Annotated in this window: 15 protein-coding genes; 11 read left to right on the plus strand and 4 right to left on the minus strand. The window is 63.4% G+C overall.

What is annotated here, in order from left to right:
• The first annotated feature begins 69 nt into the window (after positions 1–69).
• The 3 genes from ACX80E_RS13605 (at position 70) to ACX80E_RS13615 (ending at position 4,023) form a co-directional block, all read left to right on the plus strand.
• On the plus strand, positions 70–1,251 hold the full coding sequence (locus ACX80E_RS13605; RefSeq protein ID WP_459302538.1) for an AI-2E family transporter: 1,182 nt from the start codon (positions 70–72) through the stop codon (positions 1,249–1,251).
• Positions 1,252–1,323: 72 nt separating this feature from the next.
• Complete coding sequence (gene ilvA / locus ACX80E_RS13610; protein WP_459302539.1) at positions 1,324–2,562, plus strand: threonine ammonia-lyase; 1,239 nt, start codon at positions 1,324–1,326, stop codon at positions 2,560–2,562.
• A gap of 240 nt (positions 2,563–2,802) precedes the next feature.
• The gene (locus ACX80E_RS13615) at positions 2,803–4,023 is read left to right on the plus strand and encodes a hypothetical protein (RefSeq protein ID WP_459302540.1); all 1,221 of its coding nucleotides are present in this window, start codon (positions 2,803–2,805) and stop codon (positions 4,021–4,023) included.
• A 134-nt stretch (positions 4,024–4,157) separates the two neighbouring features.
• Here the strand turns inward: ACX80E_RS13615 and greA are convergent, their stop codons facing one another.
• Both greA and ACX80E_RS13625 read right to left on the minus strand, forming a co-directional pair.
• Positions 4,158–4,652, minus strand: a complete 495-nt coding sequence (gene greA / locus ACX80E_RS13620; RefSeq protein ID WP_459302541.1) for a transcription elongation factor GreA — start codon at positions 4,650–4,652, stop codon at positions 4,158–4,160.
• A gap of 151 nt (positions 4,653–4,803) precedes the next feature.
• The gene (locus ACX80E_RS13625; RefSeq protein ID WP_459302542.1) at positions 4,804–5,259 is read right to left on the minus strand and encodes a DUF4307 domain-containing protein; all 456 of its coding nucleotides are present in this window, start codon (positions 5,257–5,259) and stop codon (positions 4,804–4,806) included.
• Positions 5,260–5,376: 117 nt separating this feature from the next.
• Here ACX80E_RS13625 and mca point away from each other — a divergent pair, with 117 nt between their 5' ends.
• The 6 genes from mca (at position 5,377) to ACX80E_RS13655 (ending at position 12,129) form a co-directional block, all read left to right on the plus strand.
• Positions 5,377–6,285, plus strand: coding sequence for a mycothiol conjugate amidase Mca (gene mca / locus ACX80E_RS13630; protein ID WP_459302543.1), 909 nt, complete (start codon positions 5,377–5,379; stop codon positions 6,283–6,285).
• Positions 6,286–6,342: 57 nt separating this feature from the next.
• Positions 6,343–6,702: a hypothetical protein gene (locus tag ACX80E_RS13635; protein WP_459302544.1), complete on the plus strand. Its 360-nt coding sequence runs from the start codon at positions 6,343–6,345 to the stop codon at positions 6,700–6,702.
• A gap of 9 nt (positions 6,703–6,711) precedes the next feature.
• Positions 6,712–8,907 carry a thioredoxin domain-containing protein gene (locus ACX80E_RS13640; protein ID WP_459302545.1) on the plus strand — a complete coding sequence of 732 codons (2,196 nt, stop codon included), beginning with the start codon at positions 6,712–6,714 and terminating at the stop codon, positions 8,905–8,907.
• A 161-nt stretch (positions 8,908–9,068) separates the two neighbouring features.
• The gene (locus ACX80E_RS13645) at positions 9,069–10,130 is read left to right on the plus strand and encodes an efflux RND transporter periplasmic adaptor subunit (RefSeq protein WP_459302546.1); all 1,062 of its coding nucleotides are present in this window, start codon (positions 9,069–9,071) and stop codon (positions 10,128–10,130) included.
• A 2-nt stretch (positions 10,131–10,132) separates the two neighbouring features.
• Positions 10,133–10,927 carry an ABC transporter ATP-binding protein gene (locus tag ACX80E_RS13650; RefSeq protein ID WP_459302547.1) on the plus strand — a complete coding sequence of 265 codons (795 nt, stop codon included), beginning with the start codon at positions 10,133–10,135 and terminating at the stop codon, positions 10,925–10,927.
• Positions 10,924–12,129 carry an ABC transporter permease gene (locus ACX80E_RS13655; RefSeq protein WP_459302548.1) on the plus strand — a complete coding sequence of 402 codons (1,206 nt, stop codon included), beginning with the start codon at positions 10,924–10,926 and terminating at the stop codon, positions 12,127–12,129. The genes ACX80E_RS13650 and ACX80E_RS13655 overlap by 4 nt, the downstream gene beginning before the upstream one ends.
• On the opposite strand, the gene ACX80E_RS13660 is transcribed toward ACX80E_RS13655, so the two are convergent.
• Both ACX80E_RS13660 and trhA read right to left on the minus strand, forming a co-directional pair.
• A complete protein-coding gene (locus ACX80E_RS13660; RefSeq protein ID WP_459302549.1) occupies positions 12,126–12,686 on the minus strand; it encodes a GNAT family N-acetyltransferase in 561 nt (186 codons plus the stop codon). The genes ACX80E_RS13655 and ACX80E_RS13660 overlap by 4 nt on opposite strands.
• On the minus strand, positions 12,679–13,326 hold the full coding sequence (gene trhA / locus ACX80E_RS13665) for a PAQR family membrane homeostasis protein TrhA (protein ID WP_459302550.1): 648 nt from the start codon (positions 13,324–13,326) through the stop codon (positions 12,679–12,681). The genes ACX80E_RS13660 and trhA overlap by 8 nt, the downstream gene beginning before the upstream one ends.
• Before the next feature lie 154 nt (positions 13,327–13,480).
• Here trhA and ACX80E_RS13670 point away from each other — a divergent pair, with 154 nt between their 5' ends.
• Together ACX80E_RS13670 and ACX80E_RS13675 are read left to right on the plus strand one after the other, a co-directional pair.
• Positions 13,481–14,263 (plus strand): isoprenyl transferase, encoded by a 783-nt coding sequence (locus ACX80E_RS13670; protein ID WP_459302551.1) that lies wholly within the window; start codon positions 13,481–13,483, stop codon positions 14,261–14,263.
• 172 nt (positions 14,264–14,435) lie between these two features.
• Positions 14,436–15,767, plus strand: a complete 1,332-nt coding sequence (locus ACX80E_RS13675) for a PhoH family protein (protein WP_459302553.1) — start codon at positions 14,436–14,438, stop codon at positions 15,765–15,767.
• Positions 15,768–15,915 lie beyond the last annotated feature (148 nt).

Below are 15,915 nucleotides of genomic sequence, written 5' to 3' on the forward strand. Positions count from 1 at the left end.
CTGGCGCCGCGCCACGCTGACAATGGACACCGTTTAACGAATTTTTGCCCCATAGGGAATTATTGGTTTATGACGCCCTCACAGCACGAACAAGAGCGCTACTCACAACAGGACGCTTCGGTGGTCCCCTTTGGCATGCGGGTGGCCGGTGCCTGGTCCTGGCGGGTGGGCGCTGTCCTGCTTGTCTCGGCCATGCTCGTGTGGTTGCTTGGTCAAATCACCATCTTGATTGTCCCCGTCATGCTGGCAGCAATCCTTGCAGCATTGTTGCGACCGGTGGTCAATGGTTTAAAGAAAGTAGGTGTCCCACAAGGCCTGAGTGTGGCCATCGCCGAAGTGGGCATGATCGTCATTGTCTTGGGCGGGTTGTTTCTGGTGGGCCGTCAGATGGTGGCTGGTTTCTCCGCCTTGAGCGAGCAAGCCATCACGGGCGTGATTCAGATCCAGGAATGGTTGACGTCCGGTCCGCTGGGCATCAGCAATGATCAGATCAACAAATACCTCAACGAGGCCCTTGAGGCGGTGCAAAACAATACCAGCGTCATTCTCTCCAGCGCCCTGGGCGTTGGCAGCAGCTTCGGCCATTTCGCTGCCGGACTGCTCCTGACACTGTTCATCTTGCTGTTCTTCCTTTTGGAGGGCCCGGATATTTGGGCCTTCATTGTGAAGTTCTTTCCGCGCCGTGCCCGCCCCGCCGTTGATGGTGCTGGCCGTCGTGGCTGGCGCTCGCTGGGCAACTATGCGCGGGTGCAAATACTTGTGGCAGCCGTTGACGCCGTCGGCATTGGTGTTGGTGCCGCCATCATCCAAGTCCCGCTGGCCCTGCCCCTGGGCGTGCTGGTGTTTGTGGGCTCGTTCATTCCCGTCGTGGGCGCCCTGGTGACGGGGGCCGTGGCCGTGTTGCTGGCACTGGTGGCCAATGGCTGGGTGAACGCCTTGATCATGCTCGGCATTGTGTTGGCCGTTCAGCAGTTGGAAAGCCATCTCCTGCAACCGTTCATTATGGGCAGGGCAGTGTCCTTGCACCCGGTGGCTGTGATCTTGGCTGTTGCTGCAGGTGCCGGTGTTGGCGGGATCTTGGGCGCACTGTTCGCCGTCCCGCTCCTGGCAGTGACCAATTCCTTTATCCGCTACGTTGCCGAAAGAGGTTGGGAGAACGATCCCCTGCTGCCCGATATTTACGGGCTCACCCCCGTCCCGGCGGGACCTGCCGACTCACCCGAGGCCGAGAACGGCCCAGTCAAACCATAGGCGCCGCCGGTGGCCCCGGCGCGCACCACGCTTTTGCACCATCGAATTTCCGCAGAGAAAGAGAAAAGAACCGTGAACGCACCCAGCGATCTTCCCGTCACCCTGGCACAGATAGAACAGGCAAGGGAGTTGTTGGCGGAGATTACTGCGCTCACACCCATTGAAAGTTCGCGGGCTCTGGGCCGGTTGACCGGCTCCGAGGTGTTTTTCAAGTGCGAGAATCTCCAACGTGCCGGGTCCTTCAAGGTCCGGGGCGCCTACGTCCGCATGGCACGGTTGTCGCCGGAGGAACGGGCGCGCGGTGTAGTTGCGGCCTCGGCCGGAAATCACGCACAAGGCGTTGCTGTGGCGGCCAAGGCGCTGGGCATCAAGGCCCGGATCTACATGCCTGTGGGCGTGGCCCTGCCCAAACTTGCCGCAACCCGCGGACACGGTGCTGAGGTGGTGCTGCACGGCTTCAACGTCGACGAGTCCCTGGCCGAGGCTGAACGCTTCGCCAATGAGACTGGCGCGGTGTTTGTACACCCGTTCAACAATGTTGATGTGGTGGCCGGACAAGGCACCATCGGCTTGGAAATCCTTGACCAAGTGCCGAACGTGGACACCATCATCATGGGTGTTGGTGGCGGCGGGTTGCTGGCCGGCGTTGCCGTGGCTGTGAAGGCCCGGGCCAAGGAACTCGGCAGGGAAATCCGTGTCATTGGCGTCCAGGCGGAGAATGCTGCCGCGTACCCGCCGTCGCTCGCCGCCGATGCCCTGGTGCCCTTGAAGAAGGTCTCCACCATGGCCGACGGCATTGCCGTGGGCCGGCCAGGTCAGCTGCCGTTCTCGATCATCCGCGAACTCGTGGACGACGTCGTCACCGTCAGTGAGGACGCCCTGGCACGGGCCTTGATCTTCTTGTTGGAGCGCTCCAAAATGGTGGTGGAGCCGGCTGGCGCCGTGGGTGTTGCCGCGCTCATGGAAGGCAAGATCGAGAACCCCGGCACCACTGTCATCATCCTCTCCGGCGGCAACATTGACCCAATGCTCATGCTCAAGGTCATCCAGCGCGGTCTGGCAGCCGCCGGGCGTTTCCTGACGGTGCGCATCATGCTCAACGACAGGCCGGGCTCGCTCGCCACCATCTCGCGCATCATCGCCGAAAACGACGCCAACGTCACGGGAGTGGACCACACCCGCGTGGGTGGTTCCATCTCCATGGGTGATGTCTCCATCACCGTGAACCTGGAGACGAAGGGGCACGAACACTGCGAGCTGGTGTTGACGGCCCTGCGGGCAGAAGGCTTCCAGCCGATAGTGGTCCACTAGACCCCACACCCGCCTTTGCGCACCTGACCCGCAGAAAACGCCGAAAATCACGTCAAAAACGCTAATTTCGGGCGTTTTCTGCGGGTCAGATGCATAGGTGCGTAGGTTGCGTAGGTTGCGTGGTTGCGTGGTGCCGGTGCGCGTGAGATTTGCGGCCCCTCGCGTCATGAAGGGGAGGGTTGTTCCATTTCCAGCCAAACTGGTGAATACTTCTCTTGGTTCAGAGGTGAACCATAATAAGTGTCTACAAACGTGGGGGACATTGCCGTGGGCGGTCTTGTGGAAAATAGTGGGCGCCTGTGGCGGATGGTGGCGGGCATTGGCGCCTTCGTTGTGGTGCTGGGCATGGTTGGACTGTCCGGGCTCCCGGCGCAGGCCGCCCCCGGCTCCGACAGTCCAAGCGGCAGCCCGGCCGCGGTTGAAACCTCGGACGGTGTTGCCCCCGCGGCGAGGGTCCCATTCGCGTATCCCCTCGACGGGGACGTGATTACAGCGCAGCAGATGTTTAGCGGCGGAGGCTTCGCGGGACAGGTCATGAAGATACTCCACCAGGACGGCACACTTGTCTGTTCCGCAGCAACGGATGAGGACTGGATACTTTCCTGCGCGCCGCAAGCGCCTTTTGACCTTGGGCCCCTGACAGTTACTGCCGAACTCACCAGCAGCGACGGAACGGTGGAGACCACCGGGCCCTACCATTTCACTGTCACCGCCCGGCCTACAGTGGCGAGCCCACTGTCCGGCGCCGTGGTGGACGACTTGCCGGTGTTTACCGGCAGGGGCGAACCGGGTGCGGATATTGATATCCTCGGTGGGCAGAGCGGCCTATCAATATGTTCCGCCACGGTTGCAGCTGACGGGAGCTACAGCTGCACACCGCTTCGCCTACTGTCGGTGGGGACGAAGAGCTTTGTTCCCGCCCTGTCGAAAAACCGTGGAGGCCAGGTCACGGGCGAAGCCGTCACCATCACCGTTGCTGTCACACCGGCCATTACCAGCCCCGTCAACGGGAGCTTGGTCGCGGCAAAGACAGTGATTGAAGGAACCGCGGGGCTCTACACAAACGTGGACATCCTCGACGGCACCGGCAGCACAGTGTGCACGGCCACGACCGGGGACCATGGGATGTTTGCCTGCACGGCCGTGAGGCCACTGGGTGCCGGCAAGCACACGCTCACTCCTGTCCAGAGGAGCCTGATGGACGGCGGAGTGAGCCGGGGCGCTGGCATCGAGGTCACGGTTGCCGCCACGGAGGTGGCACAAACGTCCACGGCAACAGCTTCCGCCACTGGGTCCGCGGCCGCCACCATCATGGCGGCACCTGTCGCGGAGGTGAAGCCCAAGACAGCGCTAGTGCTGGCGGAAACGGGTGCCGGCATAGCCCTTCCCGGCGCCATTGGTGGACTGTTGCTTGGCGCCGGGGCGCTGGGGCTCACGTTCCGGCGTCGTCTGCGCGGATGAGAACTGTACTCTCACGGCAAGCCCAGCGTTTCGAGTCCGCCGCTTAAGTAACTGACCCGCAGAAAACGCCGAAAATTCACGGTTTCCGTGACTTTTTCGGCGTTTTCTGCGGGTCAGTTGCGACGGCGCGGCGATTAGCCCACGTACGGCTTGGCGGAGAGGATTTCCACATCAATGCTCTTGCCGTTGGGGGCGATGTAGGTGACCTTGTCACCGATCTTCTTGCCCACGATGGCTTCGCCCAGGGCTGAGCGTTCACTGAACACGTCAAGGTCCCCGGCACCCACCTCACGGCTGCCCAGCAGGAAAGTGGTTTCATCCCCGGCGATGGTGGCAACCACCACCATGCCCTGCTCCACGATGCCGTCGTCGGCAGGCGCCTGGCCCACGCGGGCGTAGCGCAGCATTTCGCTGAGCTGGCGGATGCGGGCTTCGATCTTGCCCTGTTCGTCCTTGGCTGCGTGGTAGCCGCCGTTTTCCTTTAGGTCGCCTTCCTGGCGAGCTTGTTCGATCTTGCTGACGATCTCCGCGCGGCCGGGGCCGGAGAGCTGAGCCAGCTCGCCCTGGAGGCGGTCAAAAGCTTCCTGGGTCAGCCATGCAGAGGGGGGCGCGCTGTTAGTAGTAGCCACGAAGTTCTCCTTGAATGTACAAAAGCAAAGGCCCCGCAGCAGGCGCGGCAGCGAAAAAATCACTGGTTCACCAAGCGGGGCAGAAGGTAATAGGGACTAGTTTAGTCAAAAAGGGAGATAAACCCAAGAATCGAGGCGGTGCGTGTTACGGCTACTTCACGATCCAACAGTTTTCCACCACGCCGGTGACGGCCAGTGAATCGGTTCTAATCTCACCACGCACGGTGGTGGTGCGGCCATTTTCGGCACCAACATCCTCGCCGTTGGGGCCCACCGTGACAACATTCCAGCCCACCACCGCGTAGCTGTCATTCATGGCCTTCAGCGCGCAGCGGGCTGTCGCGGAGGGGTCCTTGCTCACAGCCAGGTCCACAGTCGTCATGGTGCCGTCGGCGACGTTGTAGCTGAGGATTTTTTGGGAAACTCCAGTGTTTCCGCCAATAACAACCCACAGAATCCACGTCAGGGCGAGCACGCCTGCCATGATGAGCAGAACGAGTTTGTTTCGCTTGGACAGGGCCCGCTTGGGTGTGCCGTAACGATTGGTTAGGCTTGTAGCTGCTGGAGAATCTGAGTTTGTCACTGCATCCACTTGTGTCTGTTCCACGGGGTTCCGTGGCCTGGCCGCCCACAGTCGATGAAGGCGTTGGACTCAGATAAGTTTAGCGTTTATTTGAGCCCAAGAATTTTGTCCCATAGTTTTCACAGGATTGAAGGTAGCCCCATGAACGGTAATGAGAGCACAGTTGCGCAGCCGCTGCGACTTTTGGCAGTTCATGCCCACCCCGACGACGAGGCGAGCAAGGGTGCCGCCACGATGGCCTCCTATGCTGCTGCCGGGGTTGAGGTCATGGTTGCCACCTGCACAGGTGGGGAGCGCGGTGACATTCAAAACCCGGCCCTGATCGGTGACCCCCATTCCGACCGTGACATGGGTGGTGCGCGCAGGCTGGAAATGGCCAAGGCGGCCACGATCCTGGGCATCTCCCAGCAATGGCTGGGATTCACTGACTCCGGCCTGCCCGAAGGGGACCCCCTGCCGGAGCTGCCGGCCAATAGCTTCGCGCTCAAACCCCTGGAGATCGCGGCGGCGCCGCTGATTCGGCTGGTGCGCCGTTTCCGCCCGCACGTCATCATCTCCTACGACGAGAACGGCGGCTACCCCCACCCGGACCACATCATGGCGCACAAAATCGCCGTGGAGGCGTTCACCGCGGCCGGGGACCCCGAACGCTACCCTGGCACCGGGCAGGCATGGGAGCCGTCCAAGCTCTACTACGATTTGGCCTTCAACCCGCAACGCTTCCGGGCCCTGCACTTCGCCTTGGAGGAGGCGGGGCTGACCTCGCCGTACGCCGAACGGCTCGCCGCCTGGCTTGAAGCCGACTCCGAGGGCCACACCATGCCCGTCAGCAAGCACCCCACCACCACGCAAATCGACTGCGGCGACTTTTTTGAAAGCCGCGACGACGCCTTGCGCGCGCACGCAACCCAGGTGGATCCGGGCGGTTTCTTCTTTGCCGTCAGCCCGGCCATGCAGCGAAAAGTGTGGCCGTGGGAGGACTATTCCTTGATTAGCTCCCGCGTACCCACCACTGTGCCCGAAAACGACCTCTTCGCTGGCCTACGATAGATAGTGGACGTTTCCCGCTGGCACCACGCCTGCCGGGGATGAAACGAAAGACGGATAGTGCACACTTTGATTTTGCTTGCCACCACTGACCCCGCAGTTCCCACGCCCGGCGGCCTGCGCCCCGGGCTGACCGAGGACCAGATCACCCCCGGCCTGCTGGGGTTCGTTGTGACCTTCAGCATCGTGATCATCATGTTCTTCCTGATCCGCGACATGGTCAAGCGCATTCGCCGCGTCCGGTACCGGGCCCAGGTTGAGGAAGGCCGGGCCGGCGGCTCCCATGGCCCGGATGCCGAATTCATGGGCATCCCCATCATGAGGGACGACGCCGGGACTAGTGTCCCAGCGCCCGCCCCCGATTCCGCTGTGGTCAAGGAAGCAGACGCCACCACCGCACCCGAAACGGATGCGAAGTAGCCTTTAGCCATGAACAGGCTGGCGGATGAACCAAGTGCTTACCTTCGCCAGCACGCCCACAATCCTGTGGCCTGGCAGCCGTTTGACGACGCCGCCTTTGCCGAAGCGCTGGCACGTGATGTACCCATTTTCTTGTCGGTGGGCTACGCCGCGTGCCACTGGTGTCATGTCATGGCGGGGGAGTCCTTTGAGGACCCCGTAGTGGGTGCGTATCTGAACCAGCACTTTGTCGCCATCAAGGTGGACCGCGAGGAACGCCCCGACGTGGACGACGCCTACATGGCGGCCACTCAAGCTCTGAGCGGCCAAGGGGGCTGGCCCATGAGCGTGTTTCTGACCCCCGACGGGCGCGCTTTTCATGCCGGGACCTATTTTCCGCCCCAACCAAGCCCGGGGCGGCCCTCCTTCCGGCAGCTCCTTGCAGCAGTCCAGGAGGCGTGGAGTGAACGCCGGGACGCGGTGGAGCAGAGCGCCAACGACCTCGCGCAGGCTCTGTCGCAGCCGCTGTGGCAGATCCGTGCGGCGGGCAGGCCAGCTGCGGCGGGTGAGTCATCCGCCGTCGAACTTTCTCCGGCGCCAACAACAGATTGGGGTGCTGCGGCGCGGGACGCCGTCGCCGCGATGGCCGGTGCCGAGGATCCCGAGCACGGCGGATTTGGCACGGCCCCAAAGTTTCCACCCACCCCGGCCCTGGAATTCCTGATCCGTTGTGCCGCCGGTGACGCGGCTGGCACGGGCAGGGACGCGCAAGGCCTTGCCGGGCGAACCCTCGGCGCACTGGTCAACTCGGCCCTTTTTGACCAAGTGGCCGGCGGCTTTGCCCGGTACAGCGTCAGCGCAGACTGGTCAGAGCCGCACTACGAGAAAATGCTGTACGACAACGCTGGCCTGCTGCAGGCATTGGTGCATTGGATCAGATTGGCCCAGGCGCAGCCAGGGGCCGGTCAGCAAGAAGGGCAAGCGCTCAGTGTTGAGGATGCCCGCGCCGCTGCGGACGCGACGATTTCCTGGCTCGTGGAAGAATTGCGGCTGCCCGGCGGCGCCTTCGCCTCATCCCTGGATGCCGACACAGTGATAGACGGCGTGCACCACGAGGGAGCCAGCTACCAGTGGGGCATGGCTGAGCTGAACGCGGCAGCCGCGGAGGCAACGGGCGCATTGACCGGCAGTGATGAGGCCGAGAAACTCGCATCCTTCGTTGCAGGGTTCATGAACATCCCCGGCACCGGAAAGGCACCTTTCCATCCGGGCCGCCCCCTGGGGCCCGGCGAGCGTCACGCCTGGGGCTTGATCCGCCCCGCCCTGGTGCGCCAGCGCCAACTGCGCACCCTGCCGGCCCGGGATGAGAAAGTGGTGGCGGCGTGGAATGCCATGCTCATGGGGGCGCTGGCGGAGGCGGCCATGGTGCTGGGGGAGCCCGCCCACCTGAGGCGCGCTGTGCAACTGGGCGAGTACTTGCGGGCAGTGCACTGGGATGGGCAGCTGTCGAGGGTTTCCCACGCCGGTCAGGCACGGGGCATCCAGGGACTACTCGAGGACTATGCCGCCTGCGCCAAGGCGTACCTGACACTGTATGCGGCCACGGGGGACAGGCGCTGGTTTGAGTTTGCCGGCCAACTCATTGCTGCCCTCGAGCAGGACTTCATTGCAGATTCGGTGGTGTTCAACCAGGGCACCCGGAGTGGAACGCGGGGCGCCCGGTACGGATCACGCTTTGCCGATCCCTTCGACAATGCCACGGCAAGCGGTGTGGCCATGCTCGCCGAAGCCTTCACCGCCTGGGCCTGCTACACGGGGTCGGAGCGGCATAGGCGGATCGTTGAGAATCTGTTGGCAACGGTGCCCGAACTGGCGCGCAGGGCGCCACGGTCGGTGGGTGGGGTTTTGGCTGCCGCACTGGCGTGTGCAGCCGGGCCACTGGAGATTGCCGTGGTGGGGCCGGCCGGTGAGGCACGCGCTGCCTTGGTGCGGCAGGCCTGGTTGGCCAACGCCCCGGGTGCGGCCATAGCAGTGTGGGACGGCCTGGGTCCGGTGCCCGTGCCGCTCATGGCCGGCCGCTCCCTCGGCGAGCGTGCCCTCGGCGAGCGTGCCCAAGCTGGCGGGATGGGCGCTGCTTCGGTGGTGCCGCTGGCCTACGTCTGCAAGAACATGGTGTGTGCGCGGCCCGTGGAAACACCGCAGGAACTCCAACACCTGCTGTCCTGAAGCGGCGGCGGCGGCGATGGCGGCGGCTTGCCGATGGCCGCGCCCACGTGTTTTTGCTGTTTCTGAGAGTCATTTCACGCAATCCGCTGGGCTCGGCTAGATTGTTCTCGAACACGTCTCCGTCCGGGGATCTGTGGGGAGATTCGAAGAAGGAAACAAAAATGCGTGTACTGCGCCGTGTCATTTTTCCAATTGTGTGGGTGTTGGTTTTCGCGGTCATAGCCGTGGCTTTGGTCAAACTGGCCTTCATTGACGGGCTCAAGGACGACGGAGAGCAGCCGGTGCCCCAAGCCCAGGTTGCAGCACCCGTCATTGCCGTCAACCGGGCCACGGTGACCAACACCGTCGAAGTGGCCGGCACGGTGCAAAGTGATGCTGCCACGCCGGTACGCTCCACGGCGGCGGGCAAGGTGGTGTTCCTCTTCGTTGAGAAGGGTGCGCAGCTGGCCGCAGGGGATCGAGTCTTTCAGGTTCGCAGCGAGGTAGTGCCCGATCCCGACACCGCTGTGGCTCCCGCGGACGACGACGAATCGGCGGACACTGCGCAGGCCCCGACGGCACCTGTCTATGCCTTCACCAAGGTGCTGGCCCCGGTGGCCGGCACCTTGGACACGCTCTCAGTGTTGTTGAACCAGGAAATCAGTGTTGGGGACAACACTGGCTCCGTCAGCCCGGGCACATTCTCCATCACTGCGTCCCTGACCACTGCGCAACAATTCCGCCTCCTGGGCAAGCCAAGTTCCGCCACCGGCACCATCACCAACGGCCCGGCACCGTTCACGTGCAACAACGTTCACATGAGCAACAAACCCGCTGACGATGACGCCCCTGCCGACGCTGCGGCCGTGCCCGGTGCACAGGAGGCCGCCCCGCCAACAGACGGCAGCACCGGGCAGGTCAGTTGTGCCGTGCCTGCCGCGACGACCGTTTTCCCCGGGCTCGGGGCAACCATCACCCTCACGGCCGGTGAAGCGAAGGACGTGCTGACTTTGCCGCTGACTGCCGTCAAGGGCAGTGTCCAAAACGGCGTGGTCTGGGTTCCCACGGTGGACGGAAGCGGGGAACCGGAGGAGCGCAAGGTGGTGTTGGGGCTCAACGACGGGGACAAGGTGGAGATCAGCTCCGGACTGGTCGACGGCGACCACGTGCTGGAGTTTGTGCCGGGGGCCGACGCCGTGGTCCCGGCCGGGCAGATGGCCGGTTTCGGCCAGATGGGCGGCTGACGATGACGATCATCTTCCCTCCTGGCGATGACAGTGCCGCCCCAGACGGTGCAAAAACCAGCCGTGACGCCAGCGCACCGCTGGTGGACTTGCGCAAAGTCACGCGCAGCGTGGTGTTGCCCGACGACGAACAGCTGCATATTCTGCGCGGCGTTGACTTGCAAGTCCGGGTGGGTGACCATACAGCCATAGTGGGACGCTCAGGCTGTGGAAAATCAACCCTGCTGAACATTCTTGGCCTGCTCGATGTGCCCAGCAGCGGCCAGATGCTCTTTGATGGGACCCCTGTGGAAAGACTGCGCAACAACACCCGGGCAAAACTGCGTGGTTCCAGCATCGGTTTTGTCTTCCAACAGTTCAACCTGCTGCCCGGACGCACGGCGTTGGAGAACGTGGTGACACCGCTGATGTATGCCGGCCGGAAGGAATTCTGGCGCCGCAACACACTCGGGCTGGAGATGCTGGACAGGGTGGGGCTCGCCGCGCGGGCCGGCACACAACCGCACATGCTCTCCGGTGGTGAACAACAACGTGTGGCCATTGCCCGTGCCCTGGTGCGCCGGCCCCGGCTGATCCTGGCGGATGAGCCAACGGGTGCCCTGGATGTGGAGACAGGCCAGGCCGTCATGGATTTGCTGGACACCATTGCCACCGAATCCGGGGCAGCCCTGGTGACCATCACCCACGACCTCAACGTCGCCGCACGGGCCCGCACCAGGTACCGGCTGGACGCCGGTGTCCTCACGGTCACCGAGGGTATTGCCACGGCAGATGTCCTTCTGGGGGCCGGCGCATGACTGCACTGATTTCGGCCATGGTGGAAGCCTGGTCAGAGCTGCGGATCCACAAGACGCGGGTGCTGTTGGCCCTGGTTGGTGTTGCCCTGTCCGTTGCCGTCCTGACCACTGTGGTGGGCGTGGGCAATCTGGCCCGGGAAGGCATGCGGCTCGATTCCGAGCGCTACGGCGGCCGGGAAGCAACCCTAAGCGTGTCCATCTATGCGGACCCGGCCACGGCCCAGGCGCCGGATGCGGACAGGACGGCGAAGGTTTTGGACGCAACTGTGGAACGCTATGGCTTCACGCATGCCTCCCGCCTCACGCAGACGGAGGGCAGATTTCAGTTCCCCACCGGGGTCCAGAGTGTGCAGCTGACAGTGGTTGACCCGCAGTACGGGGCTATTCACCGGGTCGAGGTTGCCCAGGGAGGCTGGTTTGCCGCGGACGACGCCGAAAGGTTGGCTCCCGCCGTCGTCGTCAATGAAGCGTTTTATGCAGCCGCCGGAGCGCCCAACCTCACCACTGCTCCGCAAATCACTGTGCTGGGTTCGAACAGCGCAACGGCGGTGATCATCGGCGTGATGCCCAATCAGTACCCCGAGGAAGCGCCGCAAGCGTTCATGCTGACGTCGGCGGCGCAGGCCATCGGTGCGGCACAGGACCAAGGCGGCATGGGGCAGGAACTGAGGATCTGGGTGCCTGCCGGCATGGCTGAGGAGCTGGCACCGGCGTTGAACGCCGACTTGGCGCAGCAGCTCCCCGGGGCGGAAGTGATCGTGAACCGCAGCGACTACGCCGCCCAAGGCGACCCGTTCGCCATGGTGCAGCTCATGGTCTCCGGCATTGCTGCCTTAATCCTGGTGCTCGGAGCCGTGGGGCTGCTGAACATCTCCATGGTCACGGTGCGCTACAGGGTGCGCGAAATCGGCATCCGGCGCAGCTTCGGGGCCACCTCGGGACGCATCTTCACGGGCGTCATGATGGAGTCGGTGGTGGGCACCACAGTGGCCGGCGCCGTCGGTGTCATGCTGGCGGTGGCAGTGGTTAAGAACCCGTTTGTGGAGTCGAAAGTGGCGCCGGGCCTGGATGCCTATCCGGCTTTTCCGGTGGAAGCTGCCCTGTTGGGGCTGGGCTCGGCAGTGCTGGTGGGCGCGCTCGCAGGCGCCATACCGGCCCTTGTGGCGATCCGGGTCAAGGTCATTGACGCCATCAGGTTCTAGCTCACAGGGTTCTGGGCCGGCCACGGTAACGGATGGCCCAGAACCCGCAGCGTGATGGGGGATCCGGCAGCGGTTGTTGTGCCGAGCTCCTCGAAGCCCCACTTCCTGTACAGGGCGCGGGCCGGGGTGGCCTGGTCGTAGACGCCCAGCATCACGTGGGTTTCGGGCCTGTTGGCCAGGAGCCTGCGCACGCACTCCCTGGCCAGGCCCCTGCCGCGGTGCGGGGCGGCCACAGCCAGCTCCTGGATCACCACAATGTTTTCCGGGCAGGCTGTCCGGTACTGGGAGTCTGGCGTCACGGCATCAGCCACTATTTGCTGCCACGGGGCATCCTCCGCCAGCCCGTGGGACAAGGCGAAGGCTGCCAGGATGCCATCGCTGTGGACCACTACCAGCCGCCCGCCCGGCTGGGCCAGTTGAACTGGACCCCAGCCGGTGATGGTGACCAACTCCGCCGGGTCCTCAAGGTAGGGATCCGCAGAAAAGGTTGCGCTAAAGAGCATGGACACCTCCGCCCACAGGGCGGGTGGGGCGTGGCCGGCGAAACTGCTAGTCAAAAACAACGAGGACCACAGCCACAAAGTGCGTGGCAAACGCTGCCACGGTGAGGGAGTGGAAGAGCTCGTGGAAGCCAAAGTGCCGGTGGCTGAAGTTGGGCCGCTTGATCCCGTAAATCACTGCACCGGCAATGTACAGGGCGCCACCGAGGCAGATCAACAGGGTCGGGACGGGCCCGGCCGCCCAGAACTGCGGGAGGAAGAACAGTGCCGTGATGCCCAGCAGAACGTAGATGGGAACGTACAACCAGCGCGGGGCGTTGACCCACACCACGCGGAACAAGACGCCCGCGATGGCGCCGAGCCAGATCATCCAGAGCAGCACAGTGGCGGTGGGTCGTGGCAGCATCAACGCCGACAACGGTGTGTAGGAACCGGCAATGACTATCATGATGTTGCTGTGGTCCAAGCGTTTGAGCAGGGCCCTGGTTTTTGGTGACCAATTCCCCCGATGATATAGCGCGCTTGTGCCAAAAAGCATGACGCCGGATGCCACGTAGATTGCGCAGGCAAGCTGGGCGGGCCGGCTGGGCGCCAACAGCACCAGGGTGATCCCGGCCAGGAATACCACTGGAGCGGTTCCGGCGTGAAGCCAGCCCCGCCAGGACGGTTTGAGGTCTTCGCCAGCAACGGGAATCATGAAAAAAGCATATCGCAGCCCCCGCCGTGGTTACTAGCCAGTAACATGAGCGTTGGCTGCGCCTGGTGAGAATTGGCGGCACCTGCAGGTAATCTAGAGCTAGCAAGATTCGCAGGCCGCAGGGCCACTATTCGCAAAGGCCCGGTGCACACTCATGCGACTGTTTACCGATTCGGTGCGGATGCCCAAGCTGCTGTACAACTACTACGAGCGGCGCTTGGCCAAGTCCCTCGATGCCAACAGCGTGCCCGGACACATTGGTGTCATGGTTGACGGCAACCGCCGGTGGGCCAAGCAATTCAACGCACCCACCGGTGAGGGCCATCAGGCCGGCGCCGACAAGATTCTGGAATTCCTGGGCTGGTGCCAGGACTTGGGCATCAAAGTTGTCACGCTCTACATGCTCTCCACCGACAATATGAACCGCTCCCAGGAAGAGCTTGATGAGCTCATGGGCATCATCGCCAACACCTTGGACCTGCTCGACGCCGACGTGGACATCAGCGTGCACGCCATGGGCGCCCCCGAACTCCTTCCGGACTATCTGGCCGCACGGCTCTCCTCCCTGACAGCACGCACGCCGGCGAAGGAACGCATCCACGTCAACATGGCCATCGGCTACGGCGGCCGGCGCGAAATTGTTGACGCCGTCCGTGAACTGCTCCTTGACGCCGACGCCCAGGGCCGTGCCATGGCGGAGGTTGCCCAGTCGCTGACAGTGGATGACATTTCCAGGTTCCTGTACACCCGCGGCCAGCCCGACCCGGACCTGGTGATCCGCACGTCCGGGGAGCAGCGCCTTTCGGGTTTTTTGATGTGGCAAAGCGCCTACAGCGAGTTTTACTTCTGCGAGGCCCTCTGGCCGGCGTTTCGAAAAATCGACTTCTTGCGCGCCCTGCGCGACTACGCCGGCCGCAGCCGCCGATTTGGCAGTTAGGGTTGCGCGAACAGTTTGCCAAGCGTTAATCCGCAGGGTCGGCGCGCCGCCACCACAAGACCGTTTGGCGGCGTAGTTTAGGCATAACGGAGGGCAACTCCGCTCGCCGTACCGAATAGAATCCGGACGCCTTGTGACGCTCCGGAGGGCTGGAGTCGACGTGGTTGAAGCATTGAACCTTGAGCAGCATTCAGCAAGCGCGCCAGTAGCGGCGAAACTGCGCAGTTACGTCATTGACACCTCAGTTTTGTTGGCAGATCCGCGAGCCATCACGCGTTTTGCCGAACATCAGGTGATTGTGCCGATTGTTGTCATTTCGGAGCTGGAAGCCAAACGCCACGACCCCGAACTGGGCTACTTTGCCCGCACAGCCCTGCGCCTGCTCGATGATCTGAGCACCCAGAACGGCGGCTTGAGTGAGCCTGTTCCCTTGGGGCACGACGGCGGGACCTTCCGGGTGGAGCTCAACCACGTGTCGCTGGAGGTGCTTCCGGCGGGCATGCGCGGCGGTGACAATGATTCGCGCATCCTGGCCGTGGCCAAGAACCTTGCCAATGAGGGCCACAACGTCACAGTGGTGTCCAAGGATGTCCCCATGCGTGTGAAGGCGTCAGCCATGGGCCTGGCCGCGGAGGAGTACCGCAACGAGCTGGTCCACGATTCGGGGTGGACAGGTGTTGACGAAATTCATGCCACGGACTTCGAGATGGCTGCCCTGTACAACCACGAGGCGGTGGCCATTCCCGAGGCGGCGGCCCTGCCGGTGAACACCTCCCTGGTCATCACCAGCAACAGGGGATCGGCGCTGGGCAGGGTTGGCGCCGACCAGAACGTGCGCCTGGTGCGTGGGGACAGGGACGTCTTTGGCCTGCACGGCCGCTCGGCCGAACAGCGCCTCGCCCTGGATCTGCTCATGGACCCGGAGGTGGGCATCGTGTCCCTCGGCGGGCGGGCCGGTACGGGCAAGAGCGCGTTGGCACTGTGTGCCGGGCTGGAAGCGGTCCTGGAACGCAACGAACACAAGAAGGTTGTCGTCTTTAGGCCCCTGTACGCGGTGGGTGGCCAGGAGTTGGGCTTCCTGCCCGGTTCCGAAGGCGAGAAGATGAACCCGTGGGCGCAGGCGGTCTTTGACACGCTCGGTTCGGTGGTCTCCGAAACCGTCATGGACGAGATCATGGCCAGGGGCCTGCTGGAGGTGCTGCCGCTGACCCATATTCGTGGCCGGTCCCTGCATGATTCCTTCGTCATTGTTGACGAGGCACAGTCACTGGAGAAGAACGTGTTGTTGACTGTCATGAGCCGCATCGGCCAGCGCTCCAAGATAGTGCTCACCCACGACGTGGCGCAGCGTGATAATCTGCGCGTCGGCCGGCACGACGGCGTCGTGGCCGTTGTGGAAACGCTCAAGGGCCACCCGCTCTTTGGCCACGTCACCCTGACCCGCTCGGAACGATCCCCCATTGCGGCACTCGTCACCGAAATGTTGGAGCGGGCCGAAATCTAACCCCCTCTTCATCTGTGTGGCAGTTGTTGGACCGGAACTTGAATTTTAGGGGTGGTTGCAACACTGGGTGGTTAGCTTGGTATCAGTAGATCACGGAATACTTCGGCTGGTGTTTTCCAGCCGAGTGACTTGCGGGGGCGTGCGTTGA

The organism is Arthrobacter sp. TMN-49 (assembly GCF_054511095.1).

Bases quoted from the DNA above. Each gene is read 5' to 3' on its own strand.
- ACX80E_RS13605 (WP_459302538.1), top strand. From the start codon at position 70: ATGACGCCCTCACAGCACGAACAAGAGCGCTACTCACAACAGGACGCT.
- mca (WP_459302543.1), top strand. From the start codon at position 5,377: ATGAACGGTAATGAGAGCACAGTTGCGCAGCCGCTGCGACTTTTGGCA.
- ACX80E_RS13640 (WP_459302545.1), top strand. From the start codon at position 6,712: ATGAACAGGCTGGCGGATGAACCAAGTGCTTACCTTCGCCAGCACGCC.
- ACX80E_RS13645 (WP_459302546.1), top strand. From the start codon at position 9,069: ATGCGTGTACTGCGCCGTGTCATTTTTCCAATTGTGTGGGTGTTGGTT.
- ACX80E_RS13650 (WP_459302547.1), top strand. From the start codon at position 10,133: ATGACGATCATCTTCCCTCCTGGCGATGACAGTGCCGCCCCAGACGGT.
- ACX80E_RS13655 (WP_459302548.1), top strand. From the start codon at position 10,924: ATGACTGCACTGATTTCGGCCATGGTGGAAGCCTGGTCAGAGCTGCGG.
- trhA (WP_459302550.1), bottom strand. From the start codon at position 13,326: ATGATTCCCGTTGCTGGCGAAGACCTCAAACCGTCCTGGCGGGGCTGG.
- ACX80E_RS13670 (WP_459302551.1), top strand. From the start codon at position 13,481: ATGCGACTGTTTACCGATTCGGTGCGGATGCCCAAGCTGCTGTACAAC.